The 20,353-nt window shown below is 60.3% G+C and carries 18 protein-coding genes; 7 read left to right on the top strand and 11 right to left on the bottom strand.

From position 1 onward, the window contains the following. The 6 genes from OC446_RS24570 to OC446_RS24595 form a co-directional block, all read left to right on the top strand. On the top strand, positions 1-1,062 hold a 1,062-nt coding region (locus OC446_RS24570; RefSeq protein ID WP_262031641.1), incomplete at its 5' end, for an ABC transporter ATP-binding protein. 339 nt (positions 1,063-1,401) lie between these two features. After that, positions 1,402-2,250 (top strand): BtpA/SgcQ family protein, encoded by an 849-nt coding sequence (locus OC446_RS24575; protein WP_262031642.1) that lies wholly within the window; start codon positions 1,402-1,404, stop codon positions 2,248-2,250. After that, positions 2,247-3,149 (top strand): ribokinase, encoded by a 903-nt coding sequence (locus OC446_RS24580; RefSeq protein ID WP_262031643.1) that lies wholly within the window; start codon positions 2,247-2,249, stop codon positions 3,147-3,149. Before OC446_RS24575 ends, OC446_RS24580 begins: the two co-directional genes overlap by 4 nt. A gap of 20 nt (positions 3,150-3,169) precedes the next feature. Then, entirely contained in the window at positions 3,170-4,762 is a 1,593-nt protein-coding gene (gene ggt, locus OC446_RS24585; RefSeq protein ID WP_262031644.1) for a gamma-glutamyltransferase, read from the top strand. A gap of 20 nt (positions 4,763-4,782) precedes the next feature. Beyond that, positions 4,783-5,727 (top strand): ribokinase, encoded by a 945-nt coding sequence (gene rbsK, locus OC446_RS24590; RefSeq protein WP_262031645.1) that lies wholly within the window; start codon positions 4,783-4,785, stop codon positions 5,725-5,727. Positions 5,728-6,004: 277 nt separating this feature from the next. Next, the gene (locus OC446_RS24595; RefSeq protein WP_262031646.1) at positions 6,005-7,129 is read left to right on the top strand and encodes a M20 family metallopeptidase; all 1,125 of its coding nucleotides are present in this window, start codon (positions 6,005-6,007) and stop codon (positions 7,127-7,129) included. A gap of 63 nt (positions 7,130-7,192) precedes the next feature. Here the strand turns inward: OC446_RS24595 and OC446_RS24600 are convergent, their stop codons facing one another. The 10 genes from OC446_RS24600 to OC446_RS24645 form a co-directional block, all read right to left on the bottom strand. Next, positions 7,193-8,257: a phosphotriesterase gene (locus OC446_RS24600; protein WP_410055124.1), complete on the bottom strand. Its 1,065-nt coding sequence runs from the start codon at positions 8,255-8,257 to the stop codon at positions 7,193-7,195. An 11-nt stretch (positions 8,258-8,268) separates the two neighbouring features. Continuing rightward, the gene (locus OC446_RS24605) at positions 8,269-9,267 is read right to left on the bottom strand and encodes an ABC transporter permease (RefSeq protein ID WP_262031648.1); all 999 of its coding nucleotides are present in this window, start codon (positions 9,265-9,267) and stop codon (positions 8,269-8,271) included. Then, positions 9,264-10,064: an ATP-binding cassette domain-containing protein gene (locus tag OC446_RS24610; protein ID WP_262031649.1), complete on the bottom strand. Its 801-nt coding sequence runs from the start codon at positions 10,062-10,064 to the stop codon at positions 9,264-9,266. Before OC446_RS24610 ends, OC446_RS24605 begins: the two co-directional genes overlap by 4 nt. Then, positions 10,061-11,008 (bottom strand): substrate-binding domain-containing protein, encoded by a 948-nt coding sequence (locus OC446_RS24615; RefSeq protein WP_262031650.1) that lies wholly within the window; start codon positions 11,006-11,008, stop codon positions 10,061-10,063. Before OC446_RS24615 ends, OC446_RS24610 begins: the two co-directional genes overlap by 4 nt. A 605-nt stretch (positions 11,009-11,613) precedes the next feature. Continuing rightward, the gene (locus tag OC446_RS24620; protein WP_262031651.1) at positions 11,614-12,930 is read right to left on the bottom strand and encodes a M20 family metallopeptidase; all 1,317 of its coding nucleotides are present in this window, start codon (positions 12,928-12,930) and stop codon (positions 11,614-11,616) included. A gap of 2 nt (positions 12,931-12,932) precedes the next feature. Further along, positions 12,933-13,886: an ABC transporter permease gene (locus tag OC446_RS24625; RefSeq protein WP_262031652.1), complete on the bottom strand. Its 954-nt coding sequence runs from the start codon at positions 13,884-13,886 to the stop codon at positions 12,933-12,935. Next, entirely contained in the window at positions 13,886-14,794 is a 909-nt protein-coding gene (locus OC446_RS24630) for an ABC transporter permease (RefSeq protein ID WP_262031653.1), read from the bottom strand. The genes OC446_RS24625 and OC446_RS24630 overlap by 1 nt, the downstream gene beginning before the upstream one ends. Positions 14,795-14,872: 78 nt before the next feature. Then, positions 14,873-15,856 carry an autoinducer 2 ABC transporter substrate-binding protein gene (locus tag OC446_RS24635; protein ID WP_262031654.1) on the bottom strand — a complete coding sequence of 328 codons (984 nt, stop codon included), beginning with the start codon at positions 15,854-15,856 and terminating at the stop codon, positions 14,873-14,875. 25 nt (positions 15,857-15,881) lie between these two features. After that, positions 15,882-16,655 carry an ATP-binding cassette domain-containing protein gene (locus OC446_RS24640; protein WP_262031655.1) on the bottom strand — a complete coding sequence of 258 codons (774 nt, stop codon included), beginning with the start codon at positions 16,653-16,655 and terminating at the stop codon, positions 15,882-15,884. Positions 16,656-16,683: 28 nt separating this feature from the next. Further along, positions 16,684-17,460: a glutamine amidotransferase gene (locus OC446_RS24645; protein ID WP_262031656.1), complete on the bottom strand. Its 777-nt coding sequence runs from the start codon at positions 17,458-17,460 to the stop codon at positions 16,684-16,686. Between the two features lie 466 nt (positions 17,461-17,926). Between OC446_RS24645 and OC446_RS24650 the strand changes: the two genes are divergently transcribed. Beyond that, entirely contained in the window at positions 17,927-18,970 is a 1,044-nt protein-coding gene (locus OC446_RS24650) for a LacI family DNA-binding transcriptional regulator (RefSeq protein WP_262031658.1), read from the top strand. 868 nt (positions 18,971-19,838) lie between these two features. On the opposite strand, the gene OC446_RS24655 is transcribed toward OC446_RS24650, so the two are convergent. Next, entirely contained in the window at positions 19,839-20,285 is a 447-nt protein-coding gene (locus OC446_RS24655) for a GFA family protein (RefSeq protein ID WP_262031657.1), read from the bottom strand. Positions 20,286-20,353 lie beyond the last annotated feature (68 nt).

Raw genomic sequence — 20,353 nt, forward strand, 5'->3', positions numbered from 1 at the left:
CTCTCCGTCGACGGACTGACGAAGACTTATGTGTCTGGCAGCGGCCTCTTCCGCCGCGGTCGCACCGCAACCGTCGTTGACGATGTCAGCTTTACCATCGGTCGGGGAGAGACCTTTGGGCTGGTGGGGGAGAGTGGCTCGGGCAAGTCCACCATTGGGCGGCTCGTCTTGCGCCTCATCGAGGCCGACGCAGGACATATTACCTTCGACGGGGTTGATCTACGCGCCCAGAGTGCGCCCGAGCTTAGGGCCCTCAGGCGGCGCATGCAGATTATCTTTCAGGATCCATTCAGCTCACTTGATCCTCGCGTGCGTATCGGTGAAGCCATTGCGGCCCCCATCCGCCTGCACGAGCTAAGGCCTCCGGCCGCAGTCCGCGACCGAGTGGTAGAACTTCTGGAGCTTGTTGGCCTAGGCGCTCACCAGGCTGAGCGCTTCCCGCATGAGTTTTCCGGGGGACAGCGCCAGCGCGTCGCTATCGCACGCGCTCTTGCCGTCGAGCCTGACTTGATTGTTTGCGACGAGCCCGTCTCGGCACTCGATCTGTCAATCCAAGCTCAGGTTGTAAACCTTCTCACCGAGCTTCGCTCCCGGCTCGGTGTGTCCTACTTGTTCATCTCACATGACATGGCAGTGGTTCGGCATCTGGCGACCCAAGTGGGCGTGCTCTATGCGGGCCGGTTGGTTGAGACTGGGCCAGCCGCTCAGATCTTCAGCAATCCCCGCCATCCTTATACCCGCATGTTGCTCGCTGCTTCACCGAGTCCTGTCCCAGGCGCCGGGGTCGAACGCCGCATTGTCGCAGGCGAGCCGCCCAGCCCCTTCAACCGGCCAGCCGGGTGTCAGTTTTCCTCGCGCTGCCCGCATCGGATTGAGCCCTGCACTGAACGCCAGCCACCCCTCGATACCTGGCGCGAGGGAGACCATCGCGCCGCATGCTTGCGTGCACACGAACTTGAGCAACTGACGCTTTTCTCCGATGATGAAGGCCGCATGTCCGAGGCATACCGGCGCCGGCTTGCTTTGTTGCGGCAGGTGCGCGCCGGGAGGCGGCCTGGATGAAGCAACAGGATAAACTGTCCGCCAGGATTACCGAGGCGGCTCGGCTTTCGGGATTCCGTGAAGGCACCGTCTCACGCGAGCTGGGGAAACCCATCGCATGTTCGGGTAGGACGCGCACACGGGTCGAGGGAGCCATTCAGCTCCTGGATGACCGCCTGCCAAAAATTGAGCGCGTCCTCAGCTCCCCCGACGCGGGTGTGACACGTAGCCCCTCGGGCGCGCATCTAGGCACATGGAAACCTTACTCCTCCTTGGACAAGTTCACCGCCGCGCTACAGCGGAATGTCACATCGGCACCCCAGCCAAAAACCTCCCATCCTTAGCCATCCGGAGCTCCACGTGTCCCACCCTTCCTCCATTTTTCGTTCTAAGCCCAACGCCATAGAAACCTTGTTTGGTAGAACGAAAGTGGTGGTCGGCGTCATCCATGCGCTGCCACTGCCAGGCTCGCCACACTATGACGGAGACCCGATTGAAAGGATTTACGCCCATGCTGTCGCCGAAGCGAGACGTTATCGCGAAGGCGGGGTCGACGGCTTGATTGTCGAGAATCATGGTGACATTCCTTTCGCGAAGCCGGATGAGCTTGGCCCGGAAACCGCAGCCGTCATGGCTGTCATGACCGATCGGGTGCGCCACGAGATCAAAGTCCCAGTCGGCATCAATGTTCTCGCGAATGGAGCCGTGGCTGCCCTCGCTACCGCCAAGGCGGCTGGTGCGGACTTCGTCCGTGTGAACCAGTGGGCCAATGCCTACGTCGCCAATGAAGGCTTCATGGAGGGAAAGGCGGGCGCAGCAAGTCGTTATCGCGCCTGGCTGCGGGCCCGCGACGTTAAGATCTTCGCGGATGTCCACGTTAAGCACGGTTCCCATGCGATCGTCGCTGACCGCTCCTTGCCGGAGCTCACCCGTGATGCGGAATTCTTCGACGCCGATGCCGTCATTGTGACTGGGCAACGCACAGGCGACAGTGCGGCTATTGACGATCTGTCTACGGTTAAGCGTTCGACGGACCTCGCTGTAATGGTCGGAAGTGGCGTTACCCGCGATAACGTCGGCCAAATCTTCGAGTACGCCGATGCCGTGATTGTTGCGAGTTCCCTCAAGCACGGTGGATCGTGGTGGAACGAGGTTGATCCGGAACGGGTCGCAGACTTCATGTCTATCGTGCGAAAGCTGCGCCCATGAGCCGTGTCACCGTGCTCGGAAACGCCACTGTCGATCTCCTCCAAAGGGTTTCGGCATTTCCGAAGCCCGGAGAGACTCTGTTGTCGGCGGGAATCGAGCGCTGTGCAGGCGGAAAGGGCTTAAACCAAGCCCTCTCCGCCTCCCGTGCAGGAGCCTTCGTTCGCCTTGTCGCTGCGATTGGGGACGACCCCGATGGCGCCTTTCTGCGTGCCGCACTCACGTCTGAGGATGGTCTGGCCGTCGACTGGTGCATAGTTGCTGCGCCGACTGACGTGTCATCCATTTGGATTGCGGATACCGGTGAGAACATGATCGTGTCGTCCGCGGCCTGCGCGCGTGGTCTCCGCGAAGACGAAGCATTGGCCAGGCTGGCTCCTGTTACAGCTGGCGATGTCCTCGTTCTCCAGGGAAACCTGACGGCTGCTGTGACAATGGCGGCTGCCCGCTTCGGGCGGGAGCGCGGTGCCCAGGTAATCCTCAACACAGCCCCGATCGCATGGGATATGCGGCTCCTGCTCCAAGCAGTCGACATTGTTGTGGCAAACCAGCCTGAGGCGCAAAGCCTCACTGGCGAGGCTGGTGAGGCAGCACTCACCGAACTCCTCGCGCTTGGCGCCGGTTGCGCCATCGTCACACTGGGAGCAGCCGGCGCGATGTTGTCGACAGGGGGTAGTGTTGTCACCATCCCGGCGCCGGCCGTTGAGGCCGTCGACACGGCCGGAGCTGGCGATGTCACGGTCGGTACGTTGGCGGCGGGCATTGCTGCTGGCGAACCCGTCGCGAATGCACTCTCCCTTGCCATTGCAGCCGCCTCCCTCTCCGTGACGCGGCCTGGCACATCTCCATCCTTCCCAACTCGAGCGGAGATGGCACACCTGCGCTCTTCCCCTGTAGTCTGATCGATCAAGGACATCGCACCATGCGTGATCTTCACCAACCAGGACGCTCCGTTGCGCAGGGTGCCGGCGGCGCCGCTGCGACATCCCATCCACTTTCAACCTATATAGCCTTGGAGGTGTTGCGGTCCGATGGCAATGCCGTGGACGCAGCGATCACGGCTTGTTCGTTGCAGTCGGTGTTGGAGCCACACAATACCGGGATTGGAGGCGACTGCTTCGCGTTGATATGGCGCGCCGACGAGCAAAAGCTTCATGCGATCAACGGGAGCGGCTGGGCTCCCGCCGGCCTAGACGCTGCTCGCCTTAAGGCAGCGGGTGAGTCCGAAATTGCCCTCACCAGTATTCATGCTGCTACCATCCCGGGCGCCGTTGACGCTTGGTCGCGCCTTCTTGCGGACCACGGCACGCGCAGCCTTGCGGATGTGCTGGCTCCCACAATCGAATATGCGGAACGCGGTATCGTCTTGGCCGAGCGGGTAGCAACGGACTGGGCACGGGAAGTCGAAAAGTTAGCCAGTGATGAGGGTGCGCGCGCCCATCTTCTGACCCCTGCGGGCGAAACTCCCAAGGCTGGGGATATCATCCGGTTTCCTGCCCTGGCGAAAACATTACGCATTCTTGCGGCCGAGGGGCGTGATGCCTTCTACGAGGGTGAGATCGCCAAGACGCTTGTGGCAAGCCTCAATCGGCTCGGCGGCTATCACACCCTGAAGGATTTTGCCGAGTTCCGCTCATCCTATGTGACACCGATCTCAACCCGATATCGCGGCGTAGACTGCGTCCAGATTCCGCCGAGTGGTCAAGGACTTACGGCCCTCGTGATGCTGAATATCCTGTCAGGCTTCGACATACCCAGTCTCGATCCAGTTGGCGCCGACCGCTTCCATCTTCAGATTGAAGCGAGCCGGCTCGCTTATGGCGTGCGGGATGCCTACATCGCAGATCCCGCCTTCGGAGACGTGCCCGTGGAGGAACTCCTCTCGGAGGGATTCGCAATGCGGCTTCGGGAGCTTATCGACCCTTACCGAGCGATGCGGGCGGAGCCATTGGTTCCCCGCGTGCATCATCAGGATACCGTTTATCTCACCGTTGCTGACAAAGACGGCAACGTCTGCTCGCTCATCAACTCGCTCTTCCATGCGTTTGGGACAGGCAAGGTCTGTCCACAGACAGGCATTGCCTTCCAGAACAGGGGCGCGGGCTTCCGGGTGGCTGACGGGCATCCTAACTGCGTCGCACCCCGCAAGCGCCCGCTTCACACCATCATTCCGGGCATGGCGATGAAGAACGGTAAGCCCTGGCTATCGTTTGGGGTCATGGGCGGGGCCTACCAGCCTGTCGGCCAAGTCCATGTCCTCCAGAACTTGGTTGATTATGGAATGGACGTGCAGGAGGCACTCGATGCGCCTCGCGGCTTCCGCACGGCTGCTGCTTTTGAACCGGAGCGCGGTATTCCGGCGGCCGTCGTGGAGGAATTGGCCCGACGTGGCCACCCAATACAGCCCTGCGACGCGCCATGGGGTGGTGGTCAGGCGATCCTTCTCGACCACGTGCGCGGCATTTTCTCAGCCGGGTCCGATCCGCGCAAGGACGGCTGCGCCCTCGCGCTTTAGGTCAACCGGAGAGATTGCTGATGTCCAAGCCCGCTTTTACTGGAACCGTCACCATTCTAGGCATCTTCGCGGCCGATCTGTCATTCCGGGCCGAGCGCCTGCCGAACATTGGCGAAACCCTGCTCAGCAAAGGGTTTGCTCTCGGACCGGGTGGCAAGGGATCCAACCAAGCCGTGGCCGCAGCGCGCAGCGGCGCTCGGGTTCGCCTCATCACACGCGTTGGGGCCGATACGTTTGGAGCCATGGCCCGCGAGATGTGGTCCACGGAAGGAATCGACACCACACGCGCGGCAGTGGACAAGGATGCTCCCACCGGAGCTGCCTTTATCTTCGTCGACGAGAGCACGGGTGACAATGCAATCATCGTGGAAAGCGGCGCGGCTGGACGGCTCGAGCCTTCAGATCTCGACCAAGCTCAAGACGCAATCATCGGCGCAGATGTGTTCATGACCCAACTTGAACAGCCTGTTGAAGCCGCCGAGCGAGGCCTCCAACTCGCGCGCTCGTCTGGACTTCTCACGGTCCTCAACCCGGCGCCCGCTGCCCGTATTCCGGAATCCATGTGGCCATTGTGCGATTACGTCACGCCCAATGAAAGCGAAGCGAGTGCCATCACCGGTATCACTGTGAGCGATCTCGACAGTGCCCGGCATGCAGGCGATCGGATTCTTGCCCTGGGCGTGGGCTGCGCCATCCTCACCCTCGGTGACAAGGGTGTGCTCGTTCATTCGGCTGAGATGTCGACACCAATCCCCGCTCTGACAGCCGGAGCTGTAGTCGACACCACCGGAGCTGGCGATGCCTTCAATGGTGGGTTTGCAGCCGCGCTAGCCCGCGGCGCGCCAGTCTTGGAAGCAGCGAGATTTGGGTGCGCCGTTGCTGGTCTCTCTGTCACGCGGCCTGGCACGGCCTCCTCAATGCCGTCCCGTGCCGAGGCCGAAGCCCTTCTTGGCCCGAATGGCTAAGTCTCGAGCGTGGAAATGGCGATCCCCCGCAGGATTGCATCCTTCAGGGTTCATGTGACCCTCATAAGGGACCAGGCGATGGGAGTTCCCTGTGTTCGGCTTTCTCGTAATGCGACAGTTGAGTGGGTCAGGTACCTGCGTGAACTTGCATTAGGAGGCTCGGCATGGAATGCCGCTCCGCCGCAAGCTCAACATGAGACTTCCCTTATGGAACGCCTTGCCCGATGCGCGACGGGCATGATTATCTTGGCATCAATCACGCCGGAGCATGATAGCAATGAATCCTATTGAGATCGCAAGCGACTTGATCCGGTTTAAGACCGTTAACCCACCGGGTGACGAGCAGGCTGCTGCTTTGTACGTGGCGGAGTTCTTGGAGAAGCACGGCTTCTCAATTGAGCGCCATGACTTTGCACCAGGGCGCAGTAGCCTGATTGCCACTTTTGCCGGAACAGACGCCGACTTGGCGCCTCTCGTGTTCACGGGACACCTGGATACCGTTCCCTTGGGCGCGGCATCATGGTCCTTTGATCCTTACGGGGAAATCCGAGGCGATCGGCTGTATGGACGTGGATCTTCGGACATGAAGGCTGCTGTGGCTGCGATGTTGGTCGCTGCGGCCACAGCCCGGGCCAGGCATTTACTCAAACGGGGATTGTCGCTCGTCATCACCGCCGCCGAGGAAACCGGCTCGGCTGGAGCACGCCACCTGGCAGGGCTTGGCGTTTTTGGAGGTGCAAGCGGCCTCCTCGTTGGGGAGCCAACCAACAACAGGCTTGCCGTAGCGCACAAAGGGGCATTGCACTTGCGCTACCGAACAAGGGGAACAACGGCACACGGCTCCATGCCCCATCTGGGCATCAATGCTGTAACCAAGGCTATAACAGCGATTGCAGCACTCGAAGGCAACAATCTCTTTGCTCAGCCTCCGCATACTTTGCTCGGGAAGCCGACGGCAACCGTGACCAGCATCCATGGTGGGGAGAATGTGAACTCAGTGCCAGATGCCTGCACGTTCACGCTGGATGTTCGCACCCTGCCGGGCATGGATCATGAAAGTACGAGAGCCAGCCTCCAGCAGGTGTTCGGCACCGACGTTGAGCTCGACGCGTGCCTTGCCGATATGCCGCCCGTCGGAACGAACCCCGATGATCCATTCGTGCGCTGCGTTGCTGACGTCCTGCTGTCCTACACCAGTGACTCAGGTGCCGAACCGATTGGCGTGTCCTATTTCACGGATGCGTCCGTCCTGCAGCCGGCTTATGGCGGGTGTCCAACGGTCATCTTAGGGCCCGGCGAGGCGGGTCAAGCGCACCAGACTGACGAATACTGCCTCATTACGAACATCGAGATTGCAGCTGAGATTTACTCGCAGGTGGTGTGCGAGTGGTGCGGAACATAATAGTGGGCGAAACCGCCCACCATCGCGCCTGGTTGGTCGGTAATGAGACGAGCCGTGGCCACCTCATCCCGCGAAGAAGGCGTGTTTCGGGTTGTTCACCATGAGCGTTTGGAGCTGTTCTTCCGTGACGCCATGCCGCTTCAGCCGCGGCAGGAAGTGCCGCTGAACATAGCCGTAGCCGAAGCCGCCATAGCGAGTCAGCATCATCTTCAAAAAGACGTCCTGCGAGAGCAGGAGGTTAGCCAAGAAGCCGGCATCAATCAGCCGCTTGATCGCACGCGCATTGTCCTCATCCGACGGGCATTGAACCTGCTGGTCGGCATACCAGTAATCCATGCCGATCATGTCGTACTCAAGGAATGCTCCCCGTGCAGCAAGACTTGTTTGGTAGTCGATATCCCCCCCCGATGGGTTCATGTGGCAAAGCAATGTCTGGTGGGCATCGCCGCCTTCCTCTTCGATGATATCGAGCACCCGGTGTGCATGCCGGTACCAGGCCGGCAAGTGAACCATCAGGGGAAGCTGCGTCCGATGCTGGGCTCGTGCGGCCCCGCGCAATGACTTTTCCTCCTCGGAGGTGAAATCGCCTGAGACGCCGATTTCCCCAATAAGGCCGATGCGAACGCCGGTCCCGTCCACACCCTCGTGGGCCTCGCGCACGATCTCGTCGGCGACATCATTCGCGCTCATGCCTCTGAGTTCTGGCGGATGGGAGGTCTGAAGGTAGTATCCGGCGCCCATGATGATGTTCAGCCCTGTCGCCCGGGCGATGCGCACGAGCGCCTCGGGGTTGCGCCCGATCCCTCGACAGGTGGGGTCCACCACAGTGCGCCCTCCCAAATCAACCACTGGCTTCAGCTCGGCGATGGCCAACTCTTCATCATCAAGAGCACAGTTATGAAGATTGACAAACGGGTCCATCCTGAGCTCGCCGAGGATTGCGGCATGGACGGGCTCCGATCCGAGGTACTGCCGCTCTGGCTCGACGGGCTTGTTCCACCAGCAGCGGCAGTCGTTCAACAGGTGCTCGTGGATCAACGTTACGCCGAGGTCGTCGGCGTCGACCGGGCCGAGCACTGTCATGACTTTCCCAGACCGCACATGCGTGGGCGCGAGTTCGGCAGACATAGAGTTCTCCGTCATGATGGAAGCCGCCGGGTCCCAAGGCGGGTGAAAATGCGGGTGTTCAACCAGATGGCAATCAAGATGATGGCTCCGGTCACAATTTGGGTGAAGAACGGCGAAATATGAGCCAGGATAAGCCCATTGCCAATAACCGCGATTGTCAGGGCCCCAAGCGTTGTGCCGAGGATTGTGCCCCGCCCCCCCATGAGGGAGGTGCCTCCGAGGACGACGGCGGCGATAACATCGAGTTCAAAGCCGACGGCAGCATTGGATGAACCTGAGCTCAGGCGGGCCGCAATGATGATGCCGGCCAGGGCAGCGGCAAGGCCCGTCAGGACATAGACTGATGCAACAACCTTCTGGGCTGGCATGCCAACGCGCCTTGCAGCCTCGGCGTTAGCACCCACCGCAATCACCTGCCGTCCATAACGGGTCCGGCTGAGAACAATGCCGCCGATCACCACAACCAAGGCAGCAATAAAGGCTGGCATGGGAATGCCCAGGAACCAGCCCCGGCCGATCTGCGTAAACCAGCCCTCGGACGCGATGGGGATCGAGAACCCCTGGGTCATCAGGAGTGCAATGCCGCGCAAGGCTGACAAACCTGCCAAGGTCACAATGAAGGACGGAATGCGCTGGTAGGCAACAAACCACCCCTGGAAGAGACCGATGAGAGCACCAACCAGCAACATACCGATCACGGCAATCGGCCAGGGCAGACCCGCCTGCAGGGCGATTGCAACCAGGGCATTCACGAGTGCGACCGTCGATCCAACCGAAAGGTCAATGCCACCGGTCGTGATCACAAAGGTCATCGCAACAGCGACGATCAGCATTGGCGCAGCCTGCCGGACCAGGTTGAGAAGGTTGCCTGTGCTGAGGAACGCATCGGTCGTAAAGCCGAAGAAGACGCAGCAGGCCACAAAAAAGGCGGCGATCGAAAGAACCTGGGCGTGGGTCGCTAGGAAGTCAGCTCTGCGCGATCCCAGCGGCCGGGTCGAATAGGTCGTCATGCGGCATGTCCCTCGCCCACAATGAGGCGGACCAAGTCCTCGAGATTTGTCTCGCCAATGCGGCGCTCAGCAACCTTGAGGCCCTCATACATTACGGCAATGCGGTCACAGACGCGGAACAGATCCTGGAGCCGGTGGGTGATGAGCACGACGGCGACACCACTCGCCTTCACACGGTTGATGAGTGCCAAAACCGCTTCGACCTCAGCAACCGCCAGCGCCGATGTGGGCTCGTCCATGATGAGCACACGAGGGTTGAAGGATGCGGCCCGGGCGATCGCGATTGATTGGCGCTGCCCTCCGGAGAGCTTTTCCACGTTGGCTGATAGGTTGGGAATTCGAATGCCGAGGCTGTCCAGCATGTGGCGTGCCTCACGGCGCATCGTTGCCTGGTCGAGAAATCCGTTTCGGGTGATCTCCCGGCCAAGAAAGAGATTGCCGGCCACGTCAATGGTGTCGCACAGGCTCAGGTCCTGGTAGACCATCTCGATCCCGCGATCCCGCGCATCGGCTGGTCCGGAGAACTGCGCTAGCTGTCCGTCGATCGAAATCGTGCCTGAATCTGCAATGTACGTTCCGGCGAGCACCTTCGTGAGCGTGGACTTTCCAGCAGCATTATCGCCCACAAGTCCAAGGCACTCCCCAGGAAAGAGGTCGAGGTCGACGCCTCGCAGTGCCTCAATTGAGCCAAACACCTTGCGGATCCCACGCAGCGACACCCGCGGGGCTTCCACTGCGCTTGAGGACGTCAGTGCGGAGGCGGCTTCAGCCGCCTCCGATCGCGTTGTCGTGCTCATTTGAAGACCGAGCGATACGGGTCAATGTTGGCTTTGGTGACAATCGTCACGGGGACCGCGATATTCTTCTCCACGGTTTCGCCCTTGTTGACCTTCACCAGGGCATCAACGGCTGCTGCTCCCATGCCGGCAGGATCCTGCTGGACCACGCCAACGACAAAGCCCTCATCGATGCCCTTGATGGCCTGGGCCGTCAGATCCCATCCGACAATCTTGACCCTGTCTTTACGGCCTTGGCTCTCAACGGCCGCAATGGCACCGAGGAGCGCCGGTTCACCGGTCGCATAGATCGCATTCAGGTCCGGGTTGCCGGTCATCAGGTTCTCCGCCGCTGCAAGTGCGTTGTCCTGGATGTTTCGGCCATCCACCACACCGGCGACGGTGATCTTGTTGTTCCCCTTGATGGTATCCTCAAAGCCCTTCTGGCGAACGTTCTGGATGAAGGAGTTGAGAGCGCCGACAATCCCGATCTTAGCCTTCCCACCAAGGTCAGCGTCGACGTACTTAATAAAGTGCTCTGCAATCATCTTGCCCGCAAGTGCGTTGTCGACGCCAACCTGCGCTTTCTGGGGGCCTTCGGGCAAGATTGCATCAACTGCAACGACTGGAATGCCGGCGGCGGCGGCAGCCTTCACGGCCGGCATGATGCCATTGACGTCAATCGCCACCACGATCAAGCCATTCACCTTCTGCTGGATGTAGGTCTCGATCGCATTGTTCTGGGCTGCTGGATCATTGTTGGCATTAAAGATCACGAGCTTGGCGCCTGCTTTATCAGCTGCCTTCTTGGCGCCGTCGTTCATCTGGTTGAAAAATAGAGCCTGCTGATTGATCTGGACCAGGGCAATCGTAGGCTGTTGGGCGTAGGATGCGCCGGCTGTCACCGCGAGGGTGATGCCTGCAAGGGCGCCGACGAGGGTGCGTCGGGTCATCTTCTTCAACATGTACCGTTCTCCTCTTTGTTATGCCCCTTGTGCGGGCTCTTTTCGGAGACGGCGTCGCGAGACTACCGCCTCACGAGTTCAATGGTGCGACACTCGGCGGATAAGCCTTGCGCCCTCCCCGAATTCTGGACAACGATTGCCTGGCAGCCTGCCCGGGTTGATGCTTCCTGGGCGCACGCCGGCAGGAAGACCCATGCGGCAGGCTGCTGTTAATTGCCCGATCGCCCTGGGGCTCTGTATCGGGTTAACGCCTGTGCTTGCTGATCTCCCAGTCGTCAACCGTATGGGGATCATGGCATCCTGCTTTGCCTCCATGACACGGATCACGGCTGGACACTCCGGGGCACAGGCCGCTCTACCAGCCCTGTTCCGTTTCGCTTCTAGAGGTCTTTGGCCGGCTTCCAACCCAAGCGGCACCTCCCGAGAATTTGCCCGGAGGCCAGCCTTCAGACCAAAGCGAGACGCTGCAAACCGGAGGGTCATGATCCTGCATTCTGAGCTCATGGATCGAGGCAAACTCTTGTTTGATCGATAAAAGGCTGAGGCATTCACCTAAGAATTGACAGCCGGTTCGGTCGAGAAGTCAAGGGAGCAGTGGGCCTGCTTTATTGGCACCAACGGGCGACGGTCAGCGCAATTGCCTTCGTGCATGCGACAAGATCTGTGATCGCCACGCGCTCGTTAGGCTGGTGCGATTGTGCTGGATCCCCTGGTCCAAAGTTCACGGTTGGGGTGCCGCCCAGGCCAGTGGGTAACCCGATATCGCTGTGGGCGCCAAAGCCCGACAATTTGGGCGACAGGCCAGCCGTCTCGACGGCCCCTTGGAAGGCTTCAACAAACGGGTGCTCGGCCGGGACCTCCGCGCAATCCGCATCGAGGATCCATTCCACACGAGCCGGATGTGCTTTGAGGTAAGGATCCGCCTGGCACACGGCGGCGATGTGCTCCTCAACCTCCCGCTTCACCTTGCCACCGAGACCAAATTCGTCCTTTTCGTGCGGAAGGTACTGGACGTCGATGATGATTTCGCCGCGCCCAGCCATCGACGATGGATGCTCGCCTGCATTGACTTGCGTGATAATCACTTGGTTTGGCAGATCCATTAAGGGATGGTTCTTCGTCGGGTCGAACATCCAGCGCCGGTTGAGGATGTCGATTCCGTCCATTACTTGGCGGCACAGTTGGATGGCATCCACGGGCCCGGTGCTGTACCAACTGGCCGGCGTGAGTTCGGCATGGCCACCAATGCCGTCCACGATGATCCGGCCCCACAGGATCCCATGGCACAGCGGGGCGATGCGGTTCGCTGCTGGCTCGGTCATAATGCCTGCATCCGCTCGAAATCCACGGTCGACCATGGCGAGCGAGCCCATGCCCCCGATTTCCTCGTCGACTACTGTGGTGAACACCACATCTCCGGCAAGCTCGACTCCGATTTCCTTCAGGAGCTCTATGGCCATGAGCATGCAGGCCACGCCGCCCTTCATGTCGACCGTGCCTCGGCCATAGACGAACCCATCCTTTACCTCGGCCTTGAATGGATCCGTGGCCCAGTGGGTCAGAGCTCCAGGTGGCACCACATCGATGTGGCCGGTGAGCATCAACGACTTCCCGCCGCCGTTGCCTTTCAGCGTGCCACCGAGATTCGGGCGTCCCTCGAAGGTGCGGCCTTTGTTGGCGCCAGGTCGCCCTTTGTACTTCTCGTAGAGAGCAGGGCCATCAGGATCCCACAGGTCAGTGGTAAAACCGATCTTTTCCAACCGCTCCTTAAGGTACTCCTGACATAGGCGTTCGCCTGGTCCCGCCTCTCTGGGGTTGGATTTGACCACTGACGCGAAGCCCACCAGCTGGCACAAGGTCGAGACAATGCGGTCAGCATTGGCCTCAACGGCCTCTGAGATGCGTGTTTCCAGTGAAGCCATTTTTATCTCCGTCGATTCGTGAGGCCATCCGCCGCCAGCACGGCCACCAGCAAGGCACCGACAATGCCCACTTGCCATACGCTGTTGACGTTGAGCTGCAAGAGGCCGGTTTGAAGGGTTACAAGGAGGAGAACAGCGGCGAGGACGCCGCCGACATTGCCTCGCCCTCCAAAAATCGAGACACCGCCGAGGAGCACCGCCGTCAATGATGTGAGCTCAAGGTTTTGCCCAATATTGGGACGCCCGCTGCCGAGCCAAGCGAGTGAAACCAGGGCGGCCAATCCGGCCAAGAGACCACTGATGGTGTAGAGAAGAAGCCGCGTGCGATCGACAGGGATGCCAACGAGCCGGGCCGATCGTTCATTAAAGCCCATGGCATAGATCCAGCGTCCCCATGTGGTCGTGCCGAGCAAGACGATGGCTATCAAAAATGCCGGCAGAGCCGTCACAAGGAATGGCAGCGGCATACCAAGGACTGTTCCACGCCCCCACGGGAGCAGGAAGGCTGGAACTCCGCTCACCGCAGCGCCTCCTGTGATCGCGACGGCAACACCAGAGTAGACGAAGAACGTTCCCAACGTCGCGATGAGGGGCAGAATATTCAAGCGGGCGACGAGCCAACCGTTGACGGCACCTAGGCCAGCTCCAGCGGTAAGGCACACGAGCGGCACCAGAAATCCGGGCATTCCCGCTCGTACAGCGAGCATTGCGAGGATTGCCACCAGTGACACTGTTCCGCCAACGGATAGATCAATCCCAGCCCCACCACACAAGACGACCAATGCTTGCCCGAGCGCGACCAAGGCGAGGATGGTCGAGAACTGCAGCACGGTCGTGAGCGTGGAGACGCCAAGAGCGCCGGGCTGGAGAACGGCAAGGCCTCCAATGACCACCGCCCACAGGGCAATGAGGATGGCGAGAGTGAGTTGGCCCCGAAGAGAGTGGGAGGATACCATCAGACTGACCTCCCCGCCCGGCGCACCGATGGCATGAAGCTACCAACGCGCTCTAGCCCTAAAACAGTCAAGAGCAGCACGCCCGTTACCACCGTCTGCCATAAGGATGGGACGCCACTCATGAGCAAGCCATTCTGCAGCAGCCGGAGCAAGAGAACGCCAAGCGCCGTTCCGAGAAGGCTGCAGCGCCCGCCCAAGATGCTGGTGCCTCCTAGGACCACGGCAGCAATGGCATCGAGCGCAAGTGTGCTGCCGATGGTCATCTCCACATTGCGGTAGGTGCCAACATAGAAGGTTGCAGCCAGGCCGCTGAGGACGCCACTCAACACAAAGGTCGCAACCCGTGTTCGGCGGACCGTGATGCCGGCGAGCCTTGCAGCGTCCTCAGATTGGCCAATTGCCAGAAGATGCGGGCCGTAAGGCGTGCGTCGTAAGGCTGCCCAAACAGCCCCATAGGCGCCTGCGACGACCAGAGCTGCGACAGGAATTCCGGCGAGTTTTGAAGACAACAAGGTGGTCAGGCCTGTTGGCAGCCCCGATAACCAACCACCGCCAAGCGCCAGAAAGATTGCGGCGCGATAAACTCCGAGCAAGCCAAGTGTCGCTACAATTGCTGGAATATTGGCGAAGACAACAACAAGTCCTGTGATCAAGCCGAGAGCGGCACCGGCCAGCGGGCCGGCCAAGGCCGCTAAGAGTGGATCAATCTCTGCTTGCAACAGGCGCCCGACGGCAATGGCAGCAAGGCCTAGCACCATGCCAACCGACACATCGATGCTTCCCATCGCCAGGAGCAGGGTCATGCCGAGGCTGACCAGCAACAGCTCAGTGCTGTTCCGTAAAACCGTCGCGAGGTTATCCGCCGTCGCAAAGTACGGAGATGTGGTGGCGAAAACGATGATCGCCACCACCGATGCCCCTGCAAGGGTGAGCTCCCGGCGGCCAAAAGCCCGCGCGTATTGATTTAGCCGCCGCATGGACCCGGCTCAGAAGTTGAACTTGTCCACGTTTTCGGCTGTGAAGACCGCCGGGTCCCCTAGAAGCAAGACGCCCGTTTTAGCGTCGTATGTCACTGGCTTGCTGAAACCCGGGATTGTGTTGCTGGCCGCTGGGGTCTTGCCATCGATGAGCTGCTTGCCCGCCCATACGGTCAGGTAGCCGAGGGCGCCTGGGTCCCATAGCACCGTGAAGCCCATGGCGCCGCTCTTGATGTACGAGCGAGCCGTATTGGGGCTGCAATAGCCGGTCCCAATGACTTTACCCACTTTGCCAGCCGTTTCGATGGCCTGACCGACGCCTGGGCAGGTCGACGAGGCAACAGCGATCACGGCCTTCAGATCAGGATTGGCCGCCATCAGGTCTGTGGCGATCTGAGACGCACGTTGCGCCGTACCGCCTGCAAACTGCGGGGCGAGAAGTGTCAGCTTCGGGTATTGCGACTTGGCCCGCTCTTGCATGAACTGGATCCAAGTGTTGAGATTGGATGCCGTCGCCTCCCCTGAAACGATGCCGATCTTGGCCTCTGGCCCAACGCGCTTGACCAGTTCATCGATGATCGTGAAGCCGAGCCCTTGGTCGGTCGCTTGAGCAACATAGAGAGCCCGCCCAGAATCCGGCGCATCGCTGTCTGATGTGAATAGCTTCACGCCCTTGGCTTTCGCGGCCTCGACCACTGGGCCGATGCTTGACGCATCGAGCACGCTGACCGACACCGCCTCGACACCCTGATTGATCAGGTTCTGCACGATTTGCAACTGGTCGACCGGGTTCGTATCGACCGGGCCAGAGTAAATGAACTTCACGCCGAGCTCAGTAGCGGCCTTCTTGCCGCCCTCTTCCATCGCGTTGAAGTACGGTATGCCGACGATTTGCGGCACGAAGGCAACGCGCTTCTCCTGGGCCAGGGCAGCGCCAGAGACAAAGGTGAGAAGCGTTGTTGCAGAAAGGGTGACTGCAAGTGACTTGAGCATGGATCTACCTCTGGTAGGACGCTTTTTATGATTGCTGTTGCTCGAGAGCCCGCACGTCCGGATGGGCACCCGTTATCAGGGAAACGACTTCTTCGTGATCGGTGCCAGCACGGGTGCGCTCGGCCACCTTGCGGCCTCGGCGGAACACCACCATGCGGTCGGCAACCTCGAAGACATCGGACAGGTTATGGCTGATGAGAACGACGGCACAGCCGCGCCCGGAAAGCCGCCGGATGAGCTGCAGCACCTTGCGGGTTTCCGCGACGGCGAGCGCAGCTGTGGGCTCGTCCATGATAATGAGCCGCGCATTGAGATTGAGCGCCCGGCAGATGGCCACGGCCTGGCGCTGCCCGCCGGACAGGCTGCCGACGGGGGCGTCCGGATCGGAGATATGGGCGTCAAGTTCGTGGAGGAGGTCGGCCACGCGCTCCTGCATGGCCCGTCGCCGGAGAAAGGGCACTCCGGCCACCTGCCACACCAATTCGCGGCCAAGAAATACGTTCTCCGCGATGGAGAGGTTCTCGGAAAGCGCGAGTTCTTGGTAGATCGTTGCTATGCCGGCATTGGCCGCATCCTGCGGCGAGGAGAAGGCCACCGGAACCCCATCCATCCGCAGTGTTCCGTCGGTTGCCGGGTGAGCTCCGGCAAGGACCTTCACAAAGGTCGATTTGCCGGCTCCATTGTCGCCGAGCAGGGCCAACACCTCCCCTGCCCGTACTTCAAGGTTGATACCGGTTAGTGCCGTTAATGCGCCGAACCGCTTCGAGATGCCTTCCGCGACGAGGAGTGGGGGTGTCATGGTTGATCGCTCCTCTAACCCCACCGCCTTAGGCTGCTTTGGTTACCCAGTTGAGGACATTCGTCCAAAGGCGGGTATAGCCGGGCCACTCCACGAATGGGGTTGGCAGCCAGTGCGGGCCAATGTCAGAGGTCCAGGCAACACTCCGGCCAGCACCGTAGCTCCCGGTCACAAGTAGCGGATGTCCACCCTCGCTGTCTGGCAAGCGCGCCAGCACCTCGACGTCAGCACGCTCGCGCACCGTGACCTCATTAGCCCCCAACAGAAGCGGCCACTCACCATCGAGGCCCTGAAGGATTGGGTGGTCGGAAGCTCCCGTAATCACGGCCGAGAACCCCTCAGGAACCTCGATACGGTCGTCATACGGCAAACACTCCACCGGAAGGACGTCCTCCACTGGAGTTCTGTGCCAGCGCGCCTTGCCGTCGATTCCCTGGAAGCTGAAATACCCGCCGATCATCACAAGGCCGCCTCCGGCTTCGGTCCAGGTGCGCAACAGCTTCAGCCGATTTGGCACAGGCTTGCCGGTCAGCCATACGTCAGGATGCAGAAGGAGGGAATTTGCGCCAATATCGGAAATAATGATCGCATCGTAGGTGCTGAGCCCCTCCAGGTCGAAGGGAAGGCCGTTCACCGCCTCGTGCGCTGGCATATAGGTAAGCTCAAACGGACTGTTTTTTAGCGCCGCAACAAGCGGCTCTGCCCCGAGATGGAACGTCACGCTACCAAACTGATCAAACCCCTTGTAGTGGGTCGCGGAACTCATCCAGCTCTCACCCAGCAGCAGCGCCTTTTTCTTTGCCATCTCGACAGTTCCTCGGTGTGTTTTATCGTCAGACACAATCCGGCATGAGTACCGTCTGCCACTCGTCGGCCGGTACTGGCATCTTCACAAAAAGTTAGATCTGAACCGTTTCAGGTGTCAAGTCGCTCATTCCGCTTTCCGGGCCATTTACACCGAAGCGCAGAGTGCACTGACTACAATTTAAGCCACTTGCTTGAACCGCTTCAGGAGTCGATTATGGAAACGGCAGATTGGGGCTGCCTTTGACGAATGAGAGGTCTTAGCTCCGATCCCGAATGCTACTTGAACCAAACCTCTCGAGCTGTAGGAAAACCGGCAAGCTCTAGGAGCTGTTGCGCGGCCTTCTAAGAACTCCGAGGTGATCCCATGCTCAACCAAGCTGGAGCAAGCTGTGGCTGACCGCGCTCGCAATTCGAAGAAATCAAAGGTACCTCGGCCTCCTCTGACCCGTGACCTGGGCAAACGGGTGAGACCAACGATTCGCGATGTTGCGAAACTTGCAGGCGTATCGGTTGGCACCGTGAGTGCCGCAATCAACAACGGCGCAGTTGCGGAAGAAACCCGTCAGCACGTTCTTCGCTGCGTGGCCGAACTTGGCTTCGAGCCGAACAGTGCAGCACGCAACCTGACGAAGGGCCGGGCGTCAGCCATCGGCTTCGTCGTGCCAGATTTGGGCAATCCGTTCTTCGCGGCTGTCGCCGAAGGCGTACAGCGCGGCGCGGCTGAACGCGATGTGTTGCTCGTCTTGTGCATCACAGAGGCCCAAGTTGAGCGAGAGGAATACTATGCCCGTGTGCTAAGGACCAAGCGACTGGACGGAATGATTTATCTATCAGGTTCCGGGCTTCCAAGTCCGTCGTTGCTCGAAATGGCTCGCCGGGGCGCAATGGTGTTTGTGGATGAAAGCCTGCCTGGTGTCGATGCTCCATTTATTAGGGCCGAGAACCGATCAGGCGCCCGAGCCATCGCGCAAGAGGTGCTGGCGGCAGGGCATCGGCGGTTGGCCATCATTGGCGGCCCACCGCGGCTATGGACCAGCGAGCAGCGCCTCGCAGGATACAGAGAGGCGATTGCTGCAGCTGGGCTCAATCCGGACGCCGTACCTGTGGTACCAGGCGATTACTCTGAAGCATCTGGCTATGGTGCCGCAACACAACTCCTCGCTGGCGCAAAGAACAAGCGGCCGACGGCAATTTTATGCGCGAACGACCTTATGGCAGTGGGTGTCATACGGCGCTGCCGCGAACTGGGCTTGCAAATCCCAGAGGACATCAGCCTCACGGGCTTTGACGACATCCCGTCCGCAGAGTTGCTCGATCCTGCCCTATCGACCGTCGCACAGCCTGCCAGAGCCATGGGCGAGGCCGCAGCACGCCTTCTTATTCACGCGATCGGAGGCACAACAGAGCCGCCCGAGACGACGGAATTCGCAACTGCGGTCCGCCTCCGACACTCAATTGCCGCTCCGAAATCAGGTGCGTCGTCCAGGCGAGGAGGAGTTGCGGGTTAGACAGGATCCCACCAAGGAGCCACCGAAGCTTAACGATATCGCTAGCGACATCCCAATGGTTTACATTGGGCGTGGAAACGATACAGGAGCAGATAGATAGTAGCCGGTACAGCAGATCGGTCGACCTTTCCTCTGAACAGAAGCGCCTAGGCAATTCCAGTTGTCTTGTTGGCCAATGCAATCGCCACAACCCGAACTGGCTTTCGGGCCAAAAGGCCATTGACCCAGGTGGAACCTGCCACAGCCTTCGTGCGAGCATAGCGGAGATCACGGCGGTCGCCCCGCCTACGAGCAGCGTTAGCAAATAGCCGTTGCCCATCTTGGGGGTTAGAACAAGATCTGTACTCAATGACACATTTAGTGCGAACGCATTGGCAACGTTCCTGACGCGGCTGAAGGATTGATCCGCAAGGTAGACCCAGAGAGACCCGCGTCGATCTGGTACCCACTCGAAACTGGTGCACTAACTGCTTCGTCCAACCTCCCCGCGTAGCGCCACACTCTCACGCACGACGCTTTGGTGAGCAAGCCCCTTCCCTTTCCGTTCTTCTGCCCTGGATAATGGGCTCAGCCCCATAGATCCGACTTGTATTCAGCCATCACGGAGGCCTCTCGGCCGACTGAGGAGTTCACGTTCTGGCTACGTGCTGCGTTACCGTGTCATTGGGAACGGTTCTTGTTCCCACCCCTAAGTGCTCCAGAAAGATCGTCATCGTGTCGGCACTCACCCGCGGCAGCGCCAGCGCGAAGGTCTCGTCTGTGCCGGGCTGACAGGCGGCAAACAGATACAGGCCTCAAGGGTATGCTGGATCGTGGTGAGGTCCTGCTTCACAGTCGCAGCAAGTCGCCAATGACGCAGCGCGGTTCGTCAACGGCGAGCCAGACTTTGCGCAAACTGCTCTGGCGGTGCGCTTTCGGGCCAAGCCGGCACGCCGTCGGGGATCGTGATCCAAGGCTGCTTTCGCTTGACCCAGATGTGCGCCACGACGTCGAGGGCATCGCTTTCGTCCAGTGTGCCGGCGCGTAAGCCTATCGTCCCGGGCCGCGCGCTATTGGTGCTGTAGAGGCGGGTGTGGCAGACCCCGCATATCCGCTGGCGCGACACCCGGCGACTCGGCCCGGTGATTTCGCAGATCTCGACGGGGCCGGATACGGTGAGCAGAGCCTCGGGCAAGAGAGCCACCTGGTTGAAGGCACTTCCGGACCAAGTCTGGCAATCACGGCAGTGGCAGGCATAGGTCGGTGGCAGTCGGTCAAGGGTAAGGGCATACCGCACGGCACCGCAGCCACATCCTCCCTCGATAATCTCCTTCATGTGCCCGCTCCCTGCGCCTCCGGTTGCGACGGGCATAAGACATCAACTCGCCGCGTTCAAGGTGAGGC

Origin of the sequence: Microvirga sp. Mcv34 (genome assembly GCF_024519725.1) — a bacterium.
Taxonomy (GTDB): Bacteria; Pseudomonadota; Alphaproteobacteria; order Rhizobiales; family Beijerinckiaceae; genus Microvirga.

Coding starts and splice junctions, on each gene's coding strand:
- OC446_RS24580 (WP_262031643.1), top strand. CDS start 2,247: ATGAGCCGTGTCACCGTGCTCGGAAACGCCACTGTCGATCTCCTCCAA.
- ggt (WP_262031644.1), top strand. CDS start 3,170: ATGCGTGATCTTCACCAACCAGGACGCTCCGTTGCGCAGGGTGCCGGC.
- rbsK (WP_262031645.1), top strand. CDS start 4,783: ATGTCCAAGCCCGCTTTTACTGGAACCGTCACCATTCTAGGCATCTTC.
- OC446_RS24595 (WP_262031646.1), top strand. CDS start 6,005: ATGAATCCTATTGAGATCGCAAGCGACTTGATCCGGTTTAAGACCGTT.
- OC446_RS24600 (WP_410055124.1), bottom strand. CDS start 8,257: ATGTCTGCCGAACTCGCGCCCACGCATGTGCGGTCTGGGAAAGTCATG.
- OC446_RS24605 (WP_262031648.1), bottom strand. CDS start 9,267: ATGACGACCTATTCGACCCGGCCGCTGGGATCGCGCAGAGCTGACTTC.
- OC446_RS24610 (WP_262031649.1), bottom strand. CDS start 10,064: ATGAGCACGACAACGCGATCGGAGGCGGCTGAAGCCGCCTCCGCACTG.
- OC446_RS24615 (WP_262031650.1), bottom strand. CDS start 11,008: ATGTTGAAGAAGATGACCCGACGCACCCTCGTCGGCGCCCTTGCAGGC.
- OC446_RS24620 (WP_262031651.1), bottom strand. CDS start 12,930: ATGGCTTCACTGGAAACACGCATCTCAGAGGCCGTTGAGGCCAATGCT.
- OC446_RS24625 (WP_262031652.1), bottom strand. CDS start 13,886: ATGGTATCCTCCCACTCTCTTCGGGGCCAACTCACTCTCGCCATCCTC.
- OC446_RS24635 (WP_262031654.1), bottom strand. CDS start 15,856: ATGCTCAAGTCACTTGCAGTCACCCTTTCTGCAACAACGCTTCTCACC.
- OC446_RS24640 (WP_262031655.1), bottom strand. CDS start 16,655: ATGACACCCCCACTCCTCGTCGCGGAAGGCATCTCGAAGCGGTTCGGC.
- OC446_RS24645 (WP_262031656.1), bottom strand. CDS start 17,460: ATGGCAAAGAAAAAGGCGCTGCTGCTGGGTGAGAGCTGGATGAGTTCC.
- OC446_RS24655 (WP_262031657.1), bottom strand. CDS start 20,285: ATGAAGGAGATTATCGAGGGAGGATGTGGCTGCGGTGCCGTGCGGTAT.